The following is a 20,052-nucleotide window of genomic DNA, read 5'->3' as shown; positions in this document are numbered from 1 at the left end:
CGGGTACCGTTGGCCGGTGCCTGCTCAGCCTCTCGTCGTCGTGCTCGACCACGGCGCCGACGACCACACCGCGCTGGCGGAGGCGCTCACGAGCGCCGGCGCGCGGGTGGTCGTCACCGCCGACAAGCGGACCGCCCTCCTCGCCGACGGTCTGGTGATCGCCGGCCGCGCCCCGGCGGCGGACGTCATGCCCGCGCTGCGGGCGATCGGCGCCGACCAGGTCGTCGACCGCCGCCTCGCCGGGGGCCGCGCGGTGCTCGCGATCGGCGTCGGGATGCACCTGATGTTCGCCGAGGTCGTCCAGGACGGCACCGTCACGGAGGGACTGGGGGAGTGGGCGGGCGTCGTCGACGCGCTCGGCTCACCTCCCGGTGCGGCGACCGTCGACGTCCACGACGGCTCCGCCCTGTTCGCCGGTCTCGGCGGCTCCCGGTTCGACGTCGTCCACGCGCACGCGGCCCGCACCTTCCCGCTCCTGGACGACTGGCCCGCGGAGACCCGCCTCGTCGTCCCGGTCGTCACCTGGACGGCCGGTGACGTGCGCTACGTCGCCGCCATCGAGAACGGCCCGCTGGTCGGGCTCCAGGTCCGTCCCGAGTCGTCCGGCCCGGCCGGCGCCGAGCTGCTGGCCCGCTGGGTCTCGTCCCTGCCCGCAGTCGCCCTCTCCACCCCCGACGACAGCCCCCCTGACACCCCCGACACCCCTGGAGCCACCGCATGACCGACCGCCTCGAGCTGCTGCCCGCCGTCGACGTCGCCGACGGTCAGGCCGTCCGCCTGACCCAGGGGGCTGCCGGCACCGAGACGGGCTACGGCGACCCGCTGTCGGCCGCGCTCGACTGGTTCACGGGCGGCGCGGAGTGGATCCACCTCGTCGACCTCGACGCCGCGTTCGGCCGCGGGTCCAACGCCGACCTGCTCGCCGAGGTGACCGCCGAGCTCGTCGGCAAGGGCGTGAAGGTCGAGCTGTCGGGCGGGATCCGCGACGACGCGTCGGTCGAGCGGGCGCTCGGCACGGGGGCGACCCGGATCAACCTCGGCACGGCCGCGCTGGAGAACCCGGAGTGGACGGCGCGCGTGATCGGGTCGTTCGGTCAGCAGATCGCGGTGGGTCTGGACGTGCGGGGCACGACGCTCGCCGCCCGGGGCTGGACGAAGGACGGCGGTGACCTCTGGGAGGTGCTCGCGCGCCTGGAGGACGCCGGGTGCTCCCGCTACGTGGTCACCGACGTCAACAAGGACGGGATGCTCAACGGCCCGAACGTCGAGCTGCTCCAGCAGATGTGCGCGCGCACGGACGCCCCGGTCATCGCGTCCGGCGGCGTGTCCAGCCTGGAGGACCTGCGCGTGCTGCGGACCCTCGTGCCGCTCGGCGTCGAGGGCGCGATCGTCGGCAAGGCGCTCTACGCGGGCGCGTTCACCCTGCCCGAGGCGCTGGACGTCGCCGGACGCCCGTGACGGGACGTGAGCTCCCGCCGTCGTCCCCGTTCGCGGGCGACGACGGCACCGCGGCCCCGGCGGTCGCTGCCGCGCTCGCCGCGATCGAGGACGGCTCGGGAACCGTGCGCGGGCTGGTCGACGCCCTGGCCGGCACCCGGGTGCTCGTCCCGGTCCTCGCGGAGCTCGAGGTCGAGGACGTCGTGGTGCACGGCGGCCACGAGCACACCGTGGACAAGGAGGCGTCCGCAGGCATCGTCGCACTGCGCGCACCCGACGGCAGGACCGCGCTGCCGGTGTTCACGTCGGTCGCGACGATGGCCGCGTGGCGGACGGACGCCCGGCCGGTGCCGTCGGACGTCGCGCGCGCCGCGCTGTCCGCGGTGACCGAGGGCTGGGCGGTGCTCGTCGTCGACCCCGGCGGCCCCACCACCGTGCTCGTCCCGCGACCGGCCGTGTGGGCGCTCGCGCAGCAGGTGCCGTGGCGTGCCGCGGTCACCGCCCAGGGCGTCGACCCCGAGGTGCGCGACGCGATCGTCGCGGCCGTGACCCCGGTGGCGGGCGTGGTGACGGCCGCCGCCGTGCCGGGGACGCGCGCGGAGGTGGCGGTCGTCGTCGGGCTGGTCGCCGGCCTGGACCGGACCGCGCTGGACGCGGTGCTCGCCCAGGTCAACGCTGCGCTGGCCGACTCGGAGCTCGTCGCGGTGCGCGTCGACTCCCTCGAGCTCCGGCTGCGTCCGTCGGACCCCGCCCGCTAGCCGCGCCTCTTGACCGCCCACGCGAGCGCGAACGTGCTGAGGACCGCGGCCAGCACCAGCTGACCGCCGAGGATGACCCGGTTGAGGTCCAGCGCCGGCTGCCAGTGCGCACCGGTCTCGTCGACGACGAACACGCCGACCGCCTTGACGTGCACGCCGTAGCCACCGCCGCCGCCGTGGCCCTCCGTCGCGCCGGTCCGGTCGGCGTCGCCGCCCTCGCCACCGGACGGCGCCCCGGCCTCGCCGCCGCCCGACCCGGAGCCGGTCCCGCCCCACAGCCGTGCGACCGGGATGACCAGGGTCCCGTCGCGCTCGTACGCCTCCCCGAAGACCCGGCGCACGGTGAACGTGTCGTTCGCGGCGTGCGTCAGGGTGGCGGGGTCGAAGTGCGGAACAGCCATGGGATCCTCCCGGGATCGGTCAGCCGGAGCACGGCGCGGTGGGCGTGAACGACGCCTCGTCGTCCAGCATGGACCGCAGCGTGCTCACGGGCACCACAAAGCTGTGCCCGTTCAGGTCCTTCGCGTACACGACGCCGACCACGCGCCCCTCGCTGTCGAGCACCGCCGACCCGGAGCTGCCGTGCTCGACGGGTGCGTCGGTGACGAGCACGGCACCCAGGTTCGCGTTGAGCGGGTCGGTCTGGCTCGCCAGGACGTGCCCGGTGGTCACGGTGAGCGCGCGCCCGAGCGGGTACCCGACGACGGTGACCAGGTCGCCGAGGGCCGGGTCGGCCTCGGCGAGCTCGGGCGCGGCCGGCAGCGCGTCGTCGGTGCGGACGACAGCGAGGTCCGCCAGGGCCGCCGTGCTCGCGGCTGCCGCCGTGATGTCGCGACCGTCGTAGGTGCTCAGCTGGAGCGTCGAGGAGTCGCTGACGACGTGCCGGTTGGTCACCAGGGTGTGGTCGTCGAGCGCGAACCCGGAGCCGGTCGACAGCGTGCCGCAGCCGATGTTCCGGATCCGCACCGCCATCCGCTGGGCCGCGTCGAAGCCGTCGGGGGAGAGGTTGCCGCTCGAGGTGGGGGTCTGCTGCGGCAGGTCGGTGGGCACGACGTCGGTCGGCACCGGTGCCGGCATCCCGGGGAGCATGCTGCAGCCGCCGGTGAGGAGCAGGAGCGTGGCGACGAGGACCGCCCGCCCGGTGCGGGTCCTCATCGCTCGAGCTCGCTCTGCAGGGCGGCGTTGGCGTCGGTCGCCCGGGCGCACACCGTCTGCACGTCGGTCGTGAACCGCTCGAGGTCGGCCGCGTCGTACTGGTCGGAGTTCTGCAGGTAGCCGATGAGCCGCTGCTGACCGTCCACGCAGCTGGCCAGCGCCGTCGCCACCTGGCCGGCGGCCTGGGACACGCGTGACTGGTAGTCGGCCAGCTGCTGCTGGGACGCGCTGGTGTCCCCGAGCTGGGCCTTCTCGTCCGCCAGCTGCGTGATCCGTTCCTGGGCCGTGGCGAGCTGCGTCGTCGTGGCGTCGAGCTCGGCCTGCGTCGCGGCGAGGTCGGCCTGCGCGGTCGCGAGCTGGTCTCCCGTCGAGCGGGCGAGGCTCTCCCACTGCTGGGCGGAGTCCTGCCAGGCCTCGTTCGTCGTGAGCATGCGGGCGAGGACGAGGCCCGCGCCGACGAGGGTGACGACGAGAAGGGAGGCGAGCACGACGGTCGCCGCGCCGGGACGGCGCCGTCGGGTGACGCCCGGCGGCTCCGCCGGGACCGACACCGGTGGGACGGACGCCCCCGGATACCACGACGAACCGGACGGTGTGGCCGGGCTCACGCGGGTGATCTCCGTCACCGGGGGGTCCGCGCGGGGAGGCATCGGGTCACGAGGCTGCGGCTCGTCGGGCTGCATCTGCCCAGGATACGAGGCACGTCCGCGCACCTCCTCGGGCGTGCCTCGTCGGCCGAGCCCGACTGCGGGGCAGATATCAGGGCGAGGACGCCAGGCCCCAGCACGGACAATCGTCGGATGCTCTCGACGACCTACGGAGCCGTGCTGCGCCTGCCCGGCGTCGCGCGGCTCTTCGTCGTCTCCTTCCTCGCCCGCATCCCCGCGGCGATGGTGGGCGTCGTCCTGACCCTGCACGTGGTCTCGACGCTCGACCGCGGCTACGGCCAGGCGGGTCTCGTGGTCGGGGCCGCGACCGTCGGCATGGCGATCGGCGCACCCTGGCGAGGTCGGCTGGTCGACAGGCTCGGCCTGCGGCGTGCGCTCGCGCCGTCGGTCGTCGTGGAGTCGGCCGTGTGGCTGCTCGCGCCGCACCTGTCGTACGAGCTGCTCATCGTGGCTGCCGCGGTCGCCGGGCTGTTCCTCGTCCCGGTCTTCTCCGTCAGCCGGCAGTCGCTGTCCGTCCTGGTCCCGATCGCGCACCAGAAGGCGGCGTTCTCGCTGGACTCGGTGGCCGTCGAGCTGACGTTCATGCTCTCGCCGGTGGTCGGCGTGCTGCTGGCCACGCAGGCATCCACCTCGGTCGCGCTCACGGTCGTCGGGGCACTGACGGTCGGCGGCGGGGTGCTGCTCATGTGGGCGAACCCGCCGACCCGCAGCGCGCGTCCGTCCGAGCCCGTCGCGACGCTCCCGAAGCAGCGGCTGGTCAGTCCCGCCCTCGTCGTCCTGCTCCTGGCGGGGGTGGCGGCGTCGTTCGTGCTGGTCGGGACCGACGTGGCCCTGGTCGCGACGCTGAACGACTCCGGCCGGTCGGCCGACGTCGGCTGGATGATCGCGCTGTGGGCGGGCGGCTCGGTCGTCGGCGGGCTGGTCCACGGCGCCGGCCACCGCAACCCGTCGCCGCTGCTGCTCGTCGCCCTCCTGGCGCTGGCCACCGTCCCCGCCGCGTTCGCCACGGGTCCGGTGTGGCTGGCGGTCGCGGTCGTCGTCGCCGGGCTGCCGTGCGCGCCGGCGCTCTCCTCGATCAACGCGAGCCTCGTGCGGCTGGTGTCCGAGCACCGGCGGGGCGAGGTCATGGGGTGGAGCGGCACGATGTCGACGGTCGGCAACGCGCTCGGCGCCCCGTTGTGCGGTGCCGTGATCGACCGCGTGAGCCCTGGTGCGGGCTTCCTCACCGCCGCCGTGGTCGGAGGTGGGCTCGCGGTCGGCGGCCTGGTCGTGCTCGCGCTGAGCCGTGGGCGGCGCGGCCGGGCCGTCGCCGAGGTCGTGGACCGTCCCGCACCGCGGCACGTGCCGACGGTGCGTGCCGTCCGTCGACGCGGGACCGCGTCGACGCGACGCGTCGGGGTCAGACGACCGGGCCGGTGAACTTCTCGCCCGGCCCGTCGCCGGGCGCGTCGGGGAAAGGCGAGGCCTCGCGGAACGCCAGCTGGAGCGAACGCAACCCGTCGCGCAGCGACCGTGCGTGCTGGTTGCCGATGTCGGGCGCCGAGGCCGTGACCAGCGCGGCGAGGGCCGTGATGAGCTTGCGGGCCTCGTCGAGGTCGAGGAAGTCGGCGCCGGCACCCGTCGGGCCGTCCTCCGCGAGCCCGCACTTCACCGCCGCCGCGCTCATGAGGTGGACGGCGGCGGTCGTGATGACCTCGACGGCGGCGACGTCCGCGATGTCGCGGGTGGCGGTCGTGGTGGGGTCGGTGCCCGGGCTGGTCTCGCTCATGCGGTGATCCTCTCACCGGCGCCGGCATCCACCGGCGGCCGTCGCCGCGCACCCGACGTGGATTCGGGTGTTCGGTCGTCCTCTGGTAACCTTGGCAGTCGACTGACCTGGGTGGTGCTGAGCCGATCTCGCGAGAGACTCGACGCACGCGGCCCAGGCTCACAAGTGGAGTCCCTCCCACCTGGGCCTCGACCGTGCGATGCGCTGGACGTGCATCGTCGACAGAGACCGGGTCACAGTCCGCACCGGACGGCGCAAGCCGCCCCCGGTGGCGTGAGCATGGCCCCCGGCCATGCGACCGCGCGGACCTCGAGGCCTCCTCCTGTGACCAGGACGGGGGCCTTCCTCGTTCCCGGCGGTCACCGACGACGAACCTGAGGAGCACCACATCAGCGAGCCCCGCATCAACGATCGGATCCGCGTCGCCGAGGTCCGCCTGGTCGGCCCCAACGGCGAGCAGGTCGGCATCGTCCGCGTGGAGGACGCCTTGCGCCTGGCCCAGGACGCCGACCTCGACCTCGTCGAGGTGGCGCCTGACGCTCGTCCGCCCGTCTGCAAGATCATGGACTACGGCAAGTTCAAGTACGAAGCAGACATGAAGGCCCGTGAGGCCCGGCGGAACCAGACGAACACGGTCCTCAAGGAGATCCGTTTCCGGCTGAAGATCGACCCGCACGACTACGGCACCAAGAAGGGCCACGTCGAGCGGTTCCTCACCGCCGGCGACAAGGTCAAGGTCATGATTATGTTCCGTGGCCGCGAGCAGTCGCGCCCGGAGATGGGCGTGCGCCTGCTGCAGCGGCTGGCGGACGACGTGTCCGAGCTCGGCTTCATCGAGAGCATGCCCAAGCAGGACGGGCGCAACATGATCATGGTGCTCGGCCCGAACAAGAAGAAGGCCGACCAGAAGCAGGAGCAGCGCCGCGCGGCGCAGGCTGCTGCCGCCCGTGAGCAGAACGCGGCGGCCGCTGCCGCTGCTGCCGCCGCGGCAGCGAACCCGGTCGAGCAGGTCGAGCCCGTCGCGCCGGCTGCCGCCGAGGCAGCCCCGGTGGTCGAGCCCGCTGCTGCGGTCGAGGCACCGGCCGAGGTCGCCCCGGAGCAGGCTGAGACGTCGGCTCCGGTCGAGACGTCGGCTCCGGTCGAGACCCCGGCCGACGCCGCGGCTCCGGCCGAGAAGCCCGCCGCCGCACCGCGTCCGGCTGCCTCTCGTCCCGCCGCACCCCGTCCGGCCGCTGCTGCACGACCCGCGGCAGCGCCGCGTCCCGCGGCGGCTGCACGTCCGGCCGCCGCAGCACCGCGTCCCGCCGCCGCGCGACCGGCAGCCGCACCCACGCCCGCCCCGGCGGCGACTCCGCAGCCCGCGGCGTCGTCGGCCCCGAAGCCGGCGACACCGAAGCCGGCCACACCCCGGCCGACCGCCACGCCGCGGCCCGCGCCGCGACCTGGTCCGGCCGCTCCGGCGAAGGCACAGACCAGCACGACCGCCTCGGAAGAGGCGAGCTAGCCCGCACGAACGGACGGACCGGCCTCCGGTCGGACCGCACCAGACGAGTCGTACGAACCCGTGCGATGTGAAGGACAAGGAGACACGGCAGCCATGCCGAAGAACAAGACGCACTCCGGTGCCAAGAAGCGCTTCCGGGTCACCGGGACCGGCAAGGTCATGCGCGAGCAGGCCGGCGGTCGCCACCTGCTCGAGCACAAGTCGAGCCGCCGCACCCGCCGCATCGCCGGCGACCTCGTCGTCTCCCCTGCCGACGCCCCCCGTATCAAGAAGCTGCTCGGCAAGTGACCCCGGGGGCGCTGCTGCGCCCCGGTCACCCGGCCCGAGCCTGAGACAAGCAAGGAGCATCACGTGGCACGCGTGAAGCGGGCGGTCAACGCCCAGAAGAAGCGCCGTACAACCCTCGAGCGCGCTGCGGGCTACCGCGGTCAGCGGTCGCGCCTGTACCGGAAGGCGAAGGAGCAGGTCACCCACTCCCTCGTCTACGCGTACCGCGACCGCAAGGTGCGCAAGCAGGACTTCCGCAAGCTGTGGATCCAGCGCATCAACGCTGCGTCCCGCGAGCAGGGTCTGACCTACAACCGCCTGATCCAGGGCCTCAAGCTCGCCGGCATCGAGGTGGACCGCCGCGTGCTGGCCGACCTGGCCGTGAACGACGCCGCGACGTTCGCGACGCTCGTCCAGGCCGCCAAGGCCGCGCTGCCCGAGGACGTCAACGCGCCGAAGGCTGCGTGACCCTCGTTCGCTGCTGAGCCCGACCGCCCGACCCGCCTCGCCGCGGGGCCGGGCGGTGGCTCGGTGAACCCGGAGCCCCCGGAGCCACTGGCTCGCGGGGGCTTCGACGTGCTCGCTGTGCTCCGGGCGCTGCTCGACCCGTCCCGGCGCACGTTGATGGACGCGGTCGCGTCCGCGGGCACGCGATGATGTCCCGGTGAGCGAACCCACCCTGACCAACCCGCGGGCCGAGCGGGTGAAGGCGGTCCGGTCCCTCACCAGCGGCTCTGCCCGGAGGCGGGCGGGTCGGTTCCTGGTGGAGGGGCCGCAGTCGGTCCGTGAGGCGGTGCTCGCCGCCGAGGTGCACGACGTGTACGTGACCGTCGAGGCGGCGGAGCGCTACGCGGAGATCGTGGACCGTGCTCACCAGCGGGGCATCCGCGTGTCGGTCGGGACGGTCGAGGTGCTCGACGCCATGAGCCCGGACGCGCAGCAGGTCGTGGCGGTGGCGTCGCTGATGTCTCACACGCTGTCCGAGCTGGTCGGCCCCCGGCTGGTCGCCGTGCTGGCGAACGTGCGGGACCCCGGCAACGCCGGGACGGTCATCCGGGCCGCCGACGCCGCGGGTGCCGATGCCGCGCTGCTCACCGCGGAGAGCGTCGACGTGCACAACCCGAAGGTCGTCCGGTCCACGGCCGGTTCCCTCTTCCACCTGCCGGTCGTCACCGGCGCCGACCTGGCGGCGGCGGTCACCGCACTGCGGTCCGCGGGGCTGGCGGTGCTCGCGGCCGACGGCGCGGGTGAGCACGACCTCGACGACCTGCTCGACGTCGCCGGTCGGGCCCCGGACGGTGTGCCCGACCTCGCGCGGCCGACGGCCTGGCTGTTCGGGAACGAGGCGTGGGGTCTGCGCGACGAGGACCGCGCGCTGGCGGACGCCGTCGTGCGGGTACCCATCCGCGGGCGGGCGGAGTCGCTCAACCTCGCGACGGCGGCGACGGTCTGTCTGTACGCCAGCTCGCGGGCCCAGCGATGACGGGCCAGCGATGAGGCTGTTCACGGCGGTGTGGCCGACCGAGGACGTCCTCGACCACCTCGACCTTGCGCTCGCCTCCGTGCGCGGTGCGCCGGCCGGTTCCTCGTCGGCGGTGCGCTGGTCCGCCCGGGAGACGTGGCACCTCACCGTGGCGTTCTACGGCGACGTCCCGGACGGCGCGGTCCCGGCCCTGGCGGCCGACCTGGCGGAGCTCGCCGTCGGGGTCGAGCCGTACGAGCTGGCCCTGCGCGGCGCAGGTGTGTTCTCGCACCGGACGCTGTGGGTGGGTGTCGGTGGCGACGTGGAGACGCAGCGTGCGGTGACGCGCGGGTGCGTCGAGGCGGGGGAGGCGGCGGTCGGCGTGACCGACAACCGGCCGCGCGACCGTCCGCACCTCACCGTCGGGCGGGTGCGTCCGGGGAGCCGGCCACCGCGACGGCGCTCGTCGCGACCGGACCGGCCGGGGCAGCGGCCGGACCTGCACGGGTCGGGCCCGGAGGACGAGGACGTCGCGGCGAGCCTCGTGCGCGCCCTGGCTGTCTACGAGGGTCCGCGCTGGCTCGTCGACGAGCTGACCCTCGTCTCGTCGCAGCCGGGTGCGGGTCGCGGCGGGGGACCGCTGTACGAGCGGGTGCAGCGCTTTGCGCTCGGGCGATAGCGCGGGCCGTGGCATCATGGCGACCATGACAGCGCGTGCGCAGGCGGCCGGCGGTCGCCGATTTCCCGGGCCCGTTCCCGGGCCGCGCCACTGACGCGCACGTGAGCAGGCCGTCCGCCGACGGACCGGCCGCCACGACCCGGATCGGGCGCCTCTAGACTTGTCCGCTGGCCGCGCCGTCGTGCGCGCGCCATGGCCGTGCGCCCTCGCGTGCAGGCCGCCCAGAACGCACTGGAAGGTCAGGATGTCCGACGACACCGCCCTGTCCCCGCTCGACGCCGACGGCATCGAGTCCGCCGTCGAGGACGCGCTGAAGGCCCTCGCGGCCGCCACCGACCTCGACGCCCTGAAGTCCGCCCGCCTCGAGCACGTGGGGGAGCGCAGCCCCGTGGCGCTCGCCAACCGGGCCATCGGCGGCCTCGCGCCCGCCGACAAGGCCGTCGCCGGCAAGCTCCTCGGTCAGGCCAAGGGCCGGCTCGCCCGCGCGCTCGCGGAGCGGCAGGCCGAGCTCGAGGCCGAGCGTGACCAGCGCGTGCTCGTCGAGGAGTCCGTCGACGTCACGCTGCCCACCGACCGTCGCCTCCGCGGCGCCCGGCACCCGTTGGAGACGCTGTCCGAGCGCATCGCCGACATCTTCGTCGCGATGGGCTGGGAGATCGCCGAGGGGCCGGAGCTCGAGGCCGAGTGGTTCAACTTCGACGCGCTGAACTTCGGCGTGGACCACCCGGCGCGGCAGATGCAGGACACGTTCTTCGTCGAGGGGCAGGACGGGTCGCCCTCGGGGTTGGTGCTGCGGACGCACACGTCGCCCGTGCAGGCCCGGACGCTGCTGGAGCGCGAGCTCCCGGTGTACATCGCGTGCCCCGGCAAGGTGTTCCGCACCGACGAGCTCGACGCCACGCACACCCCGGTGTTCCACCAGGTCGAGGGCCTCGCGATCGACAAGGGCCTGACGATGGCGCACCTCAAGGGGACGCTCGACCACTTCGCGCAGGCGATCTTCGGCCCCGAGGCCCGCACGCGCCTGCGTCCGTCGTTCTTCCCGTTCACCGAGCCCAGCGCGGAGATGGACCTCTGGTTCCCGCAGAAGAAGGGCGGGCCAGGCTGGATCGAGTGGGGTGGCTGCGGCATGGTCAACCCGCACGTGCTGCGCGCCGTCGGCGTGGACCCCGAGGTCTACTCCGGCTTCGCGTTCGGCATGGGCATCGAGCGCACCCTGATGCTGCGCCACGGCATCGCCGACATGCACGACATGGTGGAGGGCGACGTCCGCTTCTCCACGCAGTTCGGGACGGAGATCTGATGCCGCGCATCCCCCTGACGTGGCTCGCCGAGCACGTCGAGCTCCCTGCGGGACTCACCGCCGAGCAGCTGGCGGTGGACCTCGTCCGCGTCGGCCTCGAGGAGGAGGCGATCCACGCCGCCGCCGTGACCGGTCCGCTGGTCGTCGGCGAGGTGGTGGAGCTGTCGCCGGAGCCGCAGAAGAACGGCAAGACGATCAACTGGTGCCGGGTCGACGTGGGTCCGGAGCACAACGAGCCCGCTGTGGAGGGCCGCAGCCAACCACGAGGCATCGTCTGCGGCGCGCACAACTTCGTCGTCGGCGACCGCGTCGTCGTCGCGCTGCCGGGTGCGGTGCTGCCCGGGCCGTTCCCCATCGCGTCGCGCAAGACGTACGGGCACGTGTCCGACGGCATGATCTGCTCGGCGCGCGAGCTCGGCCTGGGCGAGGACCACGCGGGGATCATCGTGCTGTCCGAGCTCGGGCTGGACGCTCCGGTCGGCACGGACGCGCGCGACCTCCTCGGTCTCGGCGAGGAGGTCCTCGAGATCAACGTGACCCCCGACCGTGGGTACTGCTTCTCGATGCGCGGTGTCGCCCGCGAGTACGGGCTGTCGACCGGCGCCGCGTTCACCGACCACGGCCTGCCCTCGGGCGACGAGCGTCCCGCCGGCGGCGGCTTCGCGGTCGAGATCGACGACGCGGCGCCCATCCACGGGGTGCCCGGGGCGGACCGCTTCGTCGCGCAGGTCGTCCGCGGGGTGCGGGCGAACGACCCGTCGCCCGCGTGGATGCAGCGTCGGCTGCAGCAGGCGGGCATGCGGCCCATCAGCCTCGCCGTCGACGTCACGAACTACGTCATGCTCGACCTGGGCCAGCCGCTGCACGCGTACGACCTGGCGCACCTGGCCGAGCCGATCGTCGTGCGACGGGCCAACCCCGGCGAGCGGATCCGGACCCTCGACGACGTCGACCGTGCGCTGGACCCGGAGGACCTGCTCATCACCGACAGCCCGGACGGGGTGCGCGGTGCGCGGCCCATCGGGCTCGCGGCCGTGATGGGTGGGGGGGACACCGAGGTGAGCGCGACGACGACCGACCTGCTCGTCGAGGCCGCTCACTTCGACCCGATCACGGTCGCGCGCACGGCACGTCGGCACAAGCTGCCCAGCGAGGCGGCGAAGCGGTTCGAGCGTGGCGCCGACCCCCAGCTGCCGCCGGTGGCGGTCGCACGCGCGGTCGCGCTCCTGGTCGAGCACGGCGGTGGCGTCGCCGGGCCGCTGACCGACGTCGACCGCCGCGTTCCCGTCGCGTCGTTCGAGCTGGCTCTCGACCTGCCGACCCGGCTCGTCGGCCTGCCGTTCTCGGCCGACGAGGTGCGCGCGACGCTGCGGTCGATCGGCTGCGAGGTCGCCGACGCCGGCGCCGACGCGATCACGGTGACGCCGCCGTCGTGGCGACCCGACCTCGTCGCCGGGGTGGACCTGGTCGAGGAGGTGGCCCGCCTGCGCGGGTACGACGCGATCCCGTCGACGCTGCCCGTCGCGCCCGCCGGGACGGGCCTCACCGACGGCCAGCGTGCCCGGCGCTCGATCGCCCGGGCCCTGGCCGAGGCGGGTCTCGTCGAGGTGCTCAGCTACCCGTTCGTCGGGACGGACCAGCTCGACGCGCTGCACCTGCCCGCGGACGACGCCCGCCGTCGTGCCGTGCGGCTGGTCAACCCGCTCTCCGACGAGCAGCCGTACCTGCGGACCAACCTGCTGGTCACGCTGCTCGACACGGCCCGGCGCAACGTGAGCCGGGGCGAGAGCGACGTGGCGATCTTCGAGCTGGGCCTGGTCACGCGACCGGAACCGGGTGCACCCGTGGCCCCGCGCCTGCCCGGAGGGGTCCGCCCGTCCGACGAGGAGCTCGCGGCGATCGACGCCGCCGTGCCGCCGCAGCCGCGGCGGGTCGCGGGGGTCCTCGCCGGCCTGCGCGAGCCCGCAGGCTGGTGGGGACCGGGGCGCCGGGTCGACCACTCCGACGCGATCGCGGCCGCGCTGCTCGTCGCGGAGGTCGTCGGGGTGGAGCTCGTCGTGTCCGCGGACGCCGACCACGCGCCCTGGCACCCGGGCCGGTGCGCGCGTCTGAGCACGGCGGACGGCACCCTCGCGGGCCACGCGGGCGAGCTGCACCCGAACGTCGTGACGGCGCTCGGCCTGCCGGCACGTGCCGCCGCGTTCGAGCTGGACCTCGACGTGGTGCTCGCCGCGGCGTCACCCGAGCCCGTGCAGGCGGTGCCGGTCTCGACGTTCCCCGTGAACAAGGAGGACGTCGCCCTCGTCGTCCCGTCCGAGGTCCCGGCGGCCGACGTGCTCGACGCGGTCCGGGTCGGTGCTGCCGGCAGCCCGGTCGGCGACGTCGTCGAGGAGGTCCGGCTGTTCGACGTGTACACGGGCCCGCAGGTCGGCGAGGACCACAAGTCGCTGGCGTTCGCGCTGCGGCTGCGCGCCGCCGACCGGACCCTGACCGCGCAGGAGGCGGCGGCCGTGCGGGAGTCGATCGTGGCGGAGGCCCATCGCCGGTTCGGGGCGTCGTTGCGCGCCTGAGGCCGGTCCGCAGCCCTCGTCGACCCGTGGTCGGCGAGGGCTGCGTCGTACCCGGACAAATCATCGGATGTGTTCACTCAATAGTTACCAGGTAGTAGTTGCCTCTATCCGGACGAACCGCGACAGTTGTCCAGGCCGTCACGAGCGGCCACTTTGCGTTTCCGACGAAGGAGAGCTCGACGTGCGTCCTGCGATGAAGTCGATCAGCGGGGGCGTCGCAGCCCTCGCTCTCGCCCTGACGGGCGGTGTGATCACGGCGGGCGCTGCGCAGGCCGCGGTCGGCACCACGCCACGCGTCCTGATCAACGAGGTGTACGGCGGCGGCGGCAACAGCGGCGCCACCTACACCAACGACTTCGTCGAGCTGGTGAACGCGAGCCCGGCCCCCGTGGACGTCACCGGGTGGTCCGTGCAGTACGCGTCCGCCGCGGGCGCGACCTGGCAGACGACGCCGCTGACGGGCGTGATCGCGCCCGGCGCCGCCTACGTCGTCGTGGAGGCGGCGGGTGCCGGCGGGACGACGCCCGTGACCGGGAACGTCACCGGCACGATCCCGATGAGCGGGACGGCCGGCAAGGTCGCCCTCGTCTCCTCGACCACCGCCCTCGCGTGCGGAGGCGTCGAGTGCGCGGCTCTCGACCCCGTCGTCGACCTCGTCGGGTACGGCGCGACCGCATCCGGGTACGCGGGCAGCGGGCCCGCCCTCGGCGCCTCGAACACCCAGGCCGTGACGCGCAACGCCACGCTGACCAACACCGCGAGCAACGCGGCCGACTTCGCCGGCGCGACCCCGACCCCGGGCGTCGCCGGCAGCGGACCCGTGGACCCGACCCCCGTCGCCGCCACGATCGCCGAGGTCCAGGGCGCGGGCGCGACGTCTCCGCTGGCCGGGCAGACCGTCACCACCGAGGGCGTCGTCACGGCGGCGTACCCGACGGGCGGCCTCAACGGGTACGTCATCCAGACGCCCGGGACGGGCGGCGCGACCGACGCGACGCCGGGCGCCTCCGACGCGGTCTTCGTGTTCTCGTCGGCGACGGCCGGTGCCGTGGCCGTCGGTGACCACGTGCGCGTGACCGGCGCGGTCTCCGAGTTCAACGGCCTCACCGAGATCACGGTGGCGTCGACGGCCGACCTGGTCGACCTGCCCGCGGCCGACCCGGTGACCCCGGTGTCCGCGTCGTGGCCCACGACGGACGCCGCGCGCGAGGCGCTGGAGTCGATGCTGTTCCAGCCGACCGGCGACCTCACGATCACGAACACGTTCTCCACCAACCAGTACGGCGAGGTCGGCCTCGCGGCCGGCACGCTGCCGCTCCTGCAGCCCACCGAGGTCGGGCGCCCCGGCTCCGCGGAGGCGGCTGCCGCCGCGGCGGACAACGCGGCGCGCGGAGTGGTCCTGGACGACGGGTCGTCCACCAACTTCCTCACGGCGGCGAACTCCGGCCTCACCCCGCCCTACGTGTCCCTCGCCAACCCCGTCCGGGTGGGTGCGGCCGCGACCATCACCGCGCCCGTGGTCGTCGACTTCCGCAACAACGTGTGGAAGCTGAACCCCACGGCCCCCGGGCCGGCGTCGGTGACGTTCGAGAACGACCGCACGGCAGCCCCGTCGGCCGTCGGCGGCGACCTCGAGGTCGCGTCGTTCAACGTCCTCAACTACTTCACCACCCTCGGCGCGACGACCGCCGGCTGCACGTCCTTCAAGGACCGCACCGGTGACCCCGTCACGGTCAACGGCGGCTGCGACCCGCGTGGCGCCTGGGACCCGGACGACCTGCAGCGCCAGCAGGACAAGATCGTGGCCGCGATCAACGCGCTCGACGCGGACGTCGTCGGGCTGCTCGAGATCGAGAACTCGGCGCGCGTGGACGGGGTCGCCGACGAGGCGCTCGGCACGCTGGTCGACGCGCTCAACGCCGCGGCAGGCTCCGACGTCTGGGCGTTCGTCCCGTCGTCGGCGGAGCTGCCGCCGGCCGCCGGGCAGGACGTCATCACCAACGCGCTGATCTACAAGCCCGCCGCCGTCGAGCGGACGGGCCAGTCGCGTGCGCTGGGCGACCAGAGCGGCGACGACCAGGCGTTCGGCAACGCCCGCGAGCCCATCGGCCAGGTGTTCACGCCGGTCGGTGGCGGCGAGCCGTTCTTCGTCGCGGTGAACCACTTCAAGTCCAAGGGATCGGCGGGCCCGTGGCCCGGCGACGCCGACGCGGGCGACGGCCAGGGCGCCTCGAACGAGTCCCGGGTCCGGCAGGCCACCGCGCTGCGCGACTGGGTCCCGACGGTCCAGGGCGACGCCGAGGCGGTCGCGCTGGTCGGTGACTTCAACGCGTACACGCTCGAGGACCCCCTGCAGACGCTGTATGACGCCGGGTACACCGACGCCGCCACGGCGCTCGCCGACGGCCAGTTCTCGTACTCGTTCAGCGGCCTGTCGGGCTCGCTGGACCACGTGCTGCTCAACGAGGCAGCCATGCAGCGCGCCACCGGCGCCGACATCTGGGAGATCAACGCCGAAGAGGCCATCGCCCTGGAGTACGACCGGTACAACTACCACGGCACGCTCTTCTACGCGCCGGACGTGTACCGCTCCTCCGACCACGACCCGGTGGTCGTCGGGCTGGTCGAGGGTGCGGCCGTGCCGGTCGACCTGACGTTGCTCGACATCAACGACTTCCACGGCCGCATCGACGCCAACACCGTGAAGTTCGCGGGCACCGTCGAGAAGGAGAAGGCGGCCGCCATCGCGGCCGGCGGCCCGGTCGCGTTCATCTCGGCCGGTGACAACATCAGCGCCTCGCTGTTCGCCTCGGCCGTCCAGGACGACCAGCCGACGATCGACGTGCTGAACGCCCTGGAGCTCAACGCGTCGGCCGTGGGCAACCACGAGTTCGACAAGGGGTTCCAGGACCTCACCGACCGGGTCATCGCCGGCGGCACCAACGCCGAGTGGGACTACCTGGGCGCGAACGTCTACCTCACGGGGACGACGACGCCGGCGCTGCCGGAGTACGCGATCCTCGACATGGCCGGCGTCTCCGTCGGTGTCATCGGCGCGGTCACCGAGGAGACCCCCTCGCTGGTCACGCCCGGCGGCATCACCCAGATCGAGTTCGGCGACCCGGTCGACGCCGTGAACCGCGTCGCCGCGCAGCTGAGCGACGGGGACGAGTCCAACGGCGAGGCCGACGTGCTCGTCGCCAGCTACCACGAGGGCGCAGGCGAGGGTCTGCCGGGCGGCACGCTCGAGGAGGAGCTCGCCGAGGGTGGCGCGTTCACCAAGATCGTCGAGGAGACCGCAGCGGCCGTCGACGCGATCTTCACCGGCCACACGCACCAGCAGTACGCGTGGGAGGCGCCGGTCCCCGGCGAGGCCGGCGCGACGCGCCCGGTCGTGCAGACGGGAAGCTACGGCGAGTTCATCGGCAAGGTCGTCCTGACGTTCGACCCGGCCAGCGGTGAGGTCGTCGCACACACCCAGCAGAACGTCCCGCGCCTGGTCGCACCGGTCGTCGCCGGCAACACCCCGGCGCAGAACGAGGCGGCGTTCGCGGCTCAGCTGGTCGCGACGTACCCGCGCGTGGCCGAGGTGAACACCATCGTCCAGGCGGCCCTGGCGTACGCGAAGGAGGTCGGCGCGGTCCCGGTCGGCTCCGTCGTGGGCGACATCACGACCGCGTTCACCGGCGGCACCTACGGGCCCACCGGCTACACGGCGCCCGCCACCGCCCGCGACGACCGGGCGAGCGAGTCCACCCTGGGTGACCTCGTGGCGAACGCCCTGCGGGACACGCTGGCCCCGGAGCAGCTCGGCGGTGCCGAGATCGGGGTGGTCAACCCCGGCGGCCTGCGCGACGAGCTGTACTACGCGCCGGACGGCGTCGTGACGACGGCCGAGGCCAACGGCGTCCTGCCGTTCGCCAACAACCTGTGGACCACGTCACTGACGGGCGCGCAGTTCAAGACGATGCTCGAGCAGCAGTGGCAGACGCTCCCCGACGGGACGGTCCCGAGCCGGTCGTACCTGCAGCTCGGGCTGTCGGACAACGTGACGTACACGTACGACGCCGCCGCACCTCTGGGGTCGCACATCACGTCGATCACCGTGGACGGTGCACCGATCGACCCGGCCGCGAGCTACCGGGTGGGCACCTTCTCGTTCCTGCTCACCGGTGGGGACAACTTCCGGGTGTTCACGCAGAGCACGGACCAGCAGGACTCGGGGCTCGTCGACCGCGACGGCTGGATCGCCTACCTGCAGACGCACCCCGGGCTGGCCCCGGACTACGCCCGCCAGGCGGTCGGGGTGCCGACGGTCCCGTCGACGGTCACCGCGGGTGACACGCTGGCGTTCCCGGTCACCAAGCTGGACCTGACGAGCATCGGCTCGCCGCAGAACGCCAGCCTCGACGTCCGGCTCGACGGGACGTCCATCGGCACCGCACCGGTCAGCGGCGGCAACGCCGACGTCTCGGTGACGATCCCGGCGGGCACGAGCGCAGGGGCTCACACGCTCACGCTCGTGGCGAGCCCGAGCAACACCACGGTGACGCTCCCGCTCACCGTCGAGGCGGGCACCCCGTCGTCGACCACCACGCTGACGGCAGCGCCGTCGAGCCAGGTGTTCGGCTCGTCGTCGCGGGTCACCCTGACCGCCACGGTGACGGCCGACGTGGCCGTGGCAGGGACCGTCGAGTTCGTCGCCGGAGACACCGTGCTCGGCACGGCGTCGCTCCGGGGCGGCACGGCGACCCTGCGGCTCCCGTCGTCCACGCCGGCCGGCAGCTACGACGTGGTCGCCCGGTTCGCCGGGGACGACACCGTGTCCGGGTCCGAGTCGGACGCGGTGACGGTGGTCGTCGAGAAGGTCACCACGACGACCGGGCTGTCGGTCACCCGCGGGTTCCTGTTCATCCCGTCGGTCGCGTTCGTGACGGTCGCGACCGACAACGGGCGGGTGCCGTCGGGCACGGTCGAGATCCGGGAGGGCACGACGGTGGTCAAGCGCCTGAACGTGGTGCTCGGCATCGCGATCGGGACCGTCCCGTCGGGCCGGCACACGTACACGGCGACGTTCGTCCCGAGCGACGCCGCGAACGTGAGCCCGAGCACGAGCGCGCCGGTCAGCACCCGCTGACCGCACGACCAAGGCCCGCGTCCCTGACGGGGCGCGGGCCTTCGTCGTCGTCACACGTAGTCGTGGTAGGCGGGCAGGTCCAGGACACCGTTGCCGGACAGGCCGATGACGATGGTCTCGGCGTCGGTGGCCGCGCGGGCGTGCGCGATGGCTCCCGCGACGGCGTGCGTCGACTCCGGCGCCGGGATGATGCCCTCGGCCCGGGCGAACTCGATCCCCGCGGCGAACGCGGTCTGCTGGTCGACGGCGATCGCCTCGATCAGGCCGAGCTCGACGGCGTGCGACACCATCGGTGCCATCCCGTGGTAGCGCAGCTCACCCGCGTGGATGGGCGGCGGCACGAAGTCCTTGCCCAGCGTGTGCATCTTCAGCAGGGGCGTCAGACCGGCCACGTCGCCGAAGTCGTACCGGTACTCGCCCTGCGTCAGCGACGGGCACGCCGCCGGCTCGCAGGCGACGACGCGGGTGGAGGTGCCGTCCCGGAGGTTGCGGCCCAGGAACGGGAAGGCGATCCCGCCGAGGTTCGAACCGCCCCCGGCGCACGCGAAGACCACGTCGGCGGTCTCCTCGATCGTGTCGAGCTGGGCCAGGGCCTCCTGGCCGATGACGCTCTGGTGCAGCAGCACGTGGTTGAGCACGCTGCCCAGCGAGTAGTGCGCGTCGGGGTCGGTCGCCGCCGCCTCGACCGCCTCGCTGATCGCCATGCCCAGGGAGCCCGTGGTCCCGGGATCGGCCGCGAGCATGGCTCGGCCGGCGTTCGTGAGGTCCGACGGTGACGGGTGGCAGATGCTGCCGTAGGTCTCCATCTGCATGCGCCGGTACGGCTTGGCGTCGAACGAGGCGCGGACCTGCCACACCTCGCACGTCAGCCCGAGCAGCGCGCACGCCATGGCCAGCGACGCGCCCCACTGCCCGGCGCCGGTCTCGGTGGTCAGCTTCGTGATGCCCTCGGCCGCGTTGTAGTACGCCTGCGCGACGGCGGTGTTCGGCTTGTGCGACCCGACCGGGCTGACGCCCTCGTACTTGTAGTAGATGTGCGCCGGGGTGCCGAGCGCCCGCTCGAGGCGACGCGCCCGGATCAGCGGGGAGGGCCGCCACAGGGCGTAGATCTCCCGCACCGGCTCCGGGATCTCGATCCACCGCTCGGTGCTGACCTCCTGCATGATCAGCGCCATCGGGAACAGCGGCGCCAGGTCGTCTGGCGTCCAGCGGCTCACGCGTGCCCGGGTGCAGCGCCGGTGGGCACGGTGACGGCAGGTCCGCCGCCAGGTTGTACCAGTGCGTGGGGACAGTCGAGGGGACGGTCACGCCGAGCGTGTCGAGGAGCGACGTCGTCATCAGAGC

The 20,052-nt window shown here is 73.7% G+C and carries 17 protein-coding genes; 12 read left to right on the top strand and 5 right to left on the bottom strand.

Features of this window, described 5'->3' with window-relative positions:
• The first annotated feature begins 16 nt into the window (after window positions 1–16).
• Genes CXY01_RS05600 through CXY01_RS05590 form a run of 3 tightly spaced genes read left to right on the top strand, consistent with a single transcriptional unit; the run spans window position 17 to window position 2,195 of the window.
• Window positions 17–721, top strand: a complete 705-nt coding sequence (locus CXY01_RS05600; protein ID WP_246125078.1) for a type 1 glutamine amidotransferase family protein — start codon at window positions 17–19, stop codon at window positions 719–721.
• Window positions 718–1,458, top strand: coding sequence for a bifunctional 1-(5-phosphoribosyl)-5-((5-phosphoribosylamino)methylideneamino)imidazole-4-carboxamide isomerase/phosphoribosylanthranilate isomerase PriA (gene priA, locus CXY01_RS05595; protein WP_146926129.1), 741 nt, complete (start codon window positions 718–720; stop codon window positions 1,456–1,458). Before CXY01_RS05600 ends, priA begins: the two co-directional genes overlap by 4 nt.
• Window positions 1,455–2,195: an SseB family protein gene (locus CXY01_RS05590; RefSeq protein ID WP_146926128.1), complete on the top strand. Its 741-nt coding sequence runs from the start codon at window positions 1,455–1,457 to the stop codon at window positions 2,193–2,195. Before priA ends, CXY01_RS05590 begins: the two co-directional genes overlap by 4 nt.
• Here CXY01_RS05590 and CXY01_RS05585 read toward each other — a convergent pair.
• Genes CXY01_RS05585 through CXY01_RS05575 form a run of 3 tightly spaced genes read right to left on the bottom strand, consistent with a single transcriptional unit; the run spans window position 2,192 to window position 4,033 of the window.
• On the bottom strand, window positions 2,192–2,596 hold the full coding sequence (locus CXY01_RS05585) for a spore germination protein GerW family protein (protein WP_146926127.1): 405 nt from the start codon (window positions 2,594–2,596) through the stop codon (window positions 2,192–2,194). The two genes, CXY01_RS05590 and CXY01_RS05585, sit on opposite strands and share 4 nt — an antisense overlap.
• A 19-nt stretch (window positions 2,597–2,615) precedes the next feature.
• Complete coding sequence (locus tag CXY01_RS05580; protein ID WP_146926126.1) at window positions 2,616–3,350, bottom strand: trypsin-like peptidase domain-containing protein; 735 nt, start codon at window positions 3,348–3,350, stop codon at window positions 2,616–2,618.
• Window positions 3,347–4,033 carry a hypothetical protein gene (locus tag CXY01_RS05575; protein WP_246125076.1) on the bottom strand — a complete coding sequence of 229 codons (687 nt, stop codon included), beginning with the start codon at window positions 4,031–4,033 and terminating at the stop codon, window positions 3,347–3,349. The genes CXY01_RS05580 and CXY01_RS05575 overlap by 4 nt, the downstream gene beginning before the upstream one ends.
• Window positions 4,034–4,150: 117 nt before the next feature.
• On the opposite strand from CXY01_RS05575, the gene CXY01_RS05570 reads away from it, so the two are divergent.
• Window positions 4,151–5,437 (top strand): MFS transporter, encoded by a 1,287-nt coding sequence (locus tag CXY01_RS05570; RefSeq protein ID WP_146926125.1) that lies wholly within the window; start codon window positions 4,151–4,153, stop codon window positions 5,435–5,437.
• Here CXY01_RS05570 and CXY01_RS05565 read toward each other — a convergent pair.
• On the bottom strand, window positions 5,418–5,786 hold the full coding sequence (locus tag CXY01_RS05565; protein ID WP_146926124.1) for a DUF1844 domain-containing protein: 369 nt from the start codon (window positions 5,784–5,786) through the stop codon (window positions 5,418–5,420). The genes CXY01_RS05570 and CXY01_RS05565 overlap by 20 nt on opposite strands.
• Before the next feature lie 388 nt (window positions 5,787–6,174).
• Between CXY01_RS05565 and infC the strand changes: the two genes are divergently transcribed.
• The 8 genes from infC to CXY01_RS05525 all read left to right on the top strand — a co-directional run bounded on the left by infC (window position 6,175) and on the right by CXY01_RS05525 (window position 18,708).
• Complete coding sequence (gene infC, locus CXY01_RS21385) at window positions 6,175–7,290, top strand: translation initiation factor IF-3 (protein ID WP_146926123.1); 1,116 nt, start codon at window positions 6,175–6,177, stop codon at window positions 7,288–7,290.
• 93 nt (window positions 7,291–7,383) lie between these two features.
• Window positions 7,384–7,578, top strand: a complete 195-nt coding sequence (gene rpmI / locus CXY01_RS05555) for a 50S ribosomal protein L35 (RefSeq protein WP_028046910.1) — start codon at window positions 7,384–7,386, stop codon at window positions 7,576–7,578.
• Window positions 7,579–7,641: 63 nt separating this feature from the next.
• Window positions 7,642–8,025 (top strand): 50S ribosomal protein L20, encoded by a 384-nt coding sequence (gene rplT, locus CXY01_RS05550; protein ID WP_146847295.1) that lies wholly within the window; start codon window positions 7,642–7,644, stop codon window positions 8,023–8,025.
• Between the two features lie 196 nt (window positions 8,026–8,221).
• Window positions 8,222–9,040, top strand: coding sequence for a TrmH family RNA methyltransferase (locus CXY01_RS05545; protein ID WP_246125075.1), 819 nt, complete (start codon window positions 8,222–8,224; stop codon window positions 9,038–9,040).
• A 10-nt stretch (window positions 9,041–9,050) separates the two neighbouring features.
• Window positions 9,051–9,698, top strand: a complete 648-nt coding sequence (gene thpR / locus CXY01_RS05540; RefSeq protein WP_146926122.1) for an RNA 2',3'-cyclic phosphodiesterase — start codon at window positions 9,051–9,053, stop codon at window positions 9,696–9,698.
• 244 nt (window positions 9,699–9,942) lie between these two features.
• Entirely contained in the window at window positions 9,943–11,001 is a 1,059-nt protein-coding gene (pheS, locus tag CXY01_RS05535) for a phenylalanine--tRNA ligase subunit alpha (protein WP_146926121.1), read from the top strand.
• On the top strand, window positions 11,001–13,571 hold the full coding sequence (gene pheT, locus CXY01_RS05530) for a phenylalanine--tRNA ligase subunit beta (RefSeq protein ID WP_146926120.1): 2,571 nt from the start codon (window positions 11,001–11,003) through the stop codon (window positions 13,569–13,571). Before pheS ends, pheT begins: the two co-directional genes overlap by 1 nt.
• Before the next feature lie 193 nt (window positions 13,572–13,764).
• Window positions 13,765–18,708, top strand: coding sequence for an ExeM/NucH family extracellular endonuclease (locus CXY01_RS05525; protein WP_146926465.1), 4,944 nt, complete (start codon window positions 13,765–13,767; stop codon window positions 18,706–18,708).
• A 50-nt stretch (window positions 18,709–18,758) separates the two neighbouring features.
• On the opposite strand, the gene CXY01_RS05520 is transcribed toward CXY01_RS05525, so the two are convergent.
• Window positions 18,759–19,925, bottom strand: coding sequence for a TrpB-like pyridoxal phosphate-dependent enzyme (locus CXY01_RS05520; protein ID WP_246125072.1), 1,167 nt, complete (start codon window positions 19,923–19,925; stop codon window positions 18,759–18,761).
• Window positions 19,926–20,052 lie beyond the last annotated feature (127 nt).

Origin of the sequence: Cellulomonas xylanilytica, from assembly GCF_007989805.1 — a bacterium.
Classification (GTDB): Bacteria; Actinomycetota; Actinomycetes; order Actinomycetales; family Cellulomonadaceae; genus Cellulomonas; species Cellulomonas xylanilytica.
This window is presented reverse-complemented; position numbering and strand designations above follow the sequence as displayed.

Bases quoted from the DNA above. Each gene is read 5' to 3' on its own strand.
- priA (WP_146926129.1), top strand. From the start codon at position 718: ATGACCGACCGCCTCGAGCTGCTGCCCGCCGTCGACGTCGCCGACGGT.
- CXY01_RS05585 (WP_146926127.1), bottom strand. From the start codon at position 2,596: ATGGCTGTTCCGCACTTCGACCCCGCCACCCTGACGCACGCCGCGAAC.
- CXY01_RS05580 (WP_146926126.1), bottom strand. From the start codon at position 3,350: ATGAGGACCCGCACCGGGCGGGCGGTCCTCGTCGCCACGCTCCTGCTC.
- CXY01_RS05575 (WP_246125076.1), bottom strand. From the start codon at position 4,033: ATGCAGCCCGACGAGCCGCAGCCTCGTGACCCGATGCCTCCCCGCGCG.
- CXY01_RS05570 (WP_146926125.1), top strand. From the start codon at position 4,151: ATGCTCTCGACGACCTACGGAGCCGTGCTGCGCCTGCCCGGCGTCGCG.
- CXY01_RS05565 (WP_146926124.1), bottom strand. From the start codon at position 5,786: ATGAGCGAGACCAGCCCGGGCACCGACCCCACCACGACCGCCACCCGC.
- rpmI (WP_028046910.1), top strand. From the start codon at position 7,384: ATGCCGAAGAACAAGACGCACTCCGGTGCCAAGAAGCGCTTCCGGGTC.
- thpR (WP_146926122.1), top strand. From the start codon at position 9,051: ATGAGGCTGTTCACGGCGGTGTGGCCGACCGAGGACGTCCTCGACCAC.
- pheS (WP_146926121.1), top strand. From the start codon at position 9,943: ATGTCCGACGACACCGCCCTGTCCCCGCTCGACGCCGACGGCATCGAG.
- pheT (WP_146926120.1), top strand. From the start codon at position 11,001: ATGCCGCGCATCCCCCTGACGTGGCTCGCCGAGCACGTCGAGCTCCCT.
- CXY01_RS05525 (WP_146926465.1), top strand. From the start codon at position 13,765: ATGAAGTCGATCAGCGGGGGCGTCGCAGCCCTCGCTCTCGCCCTGACG.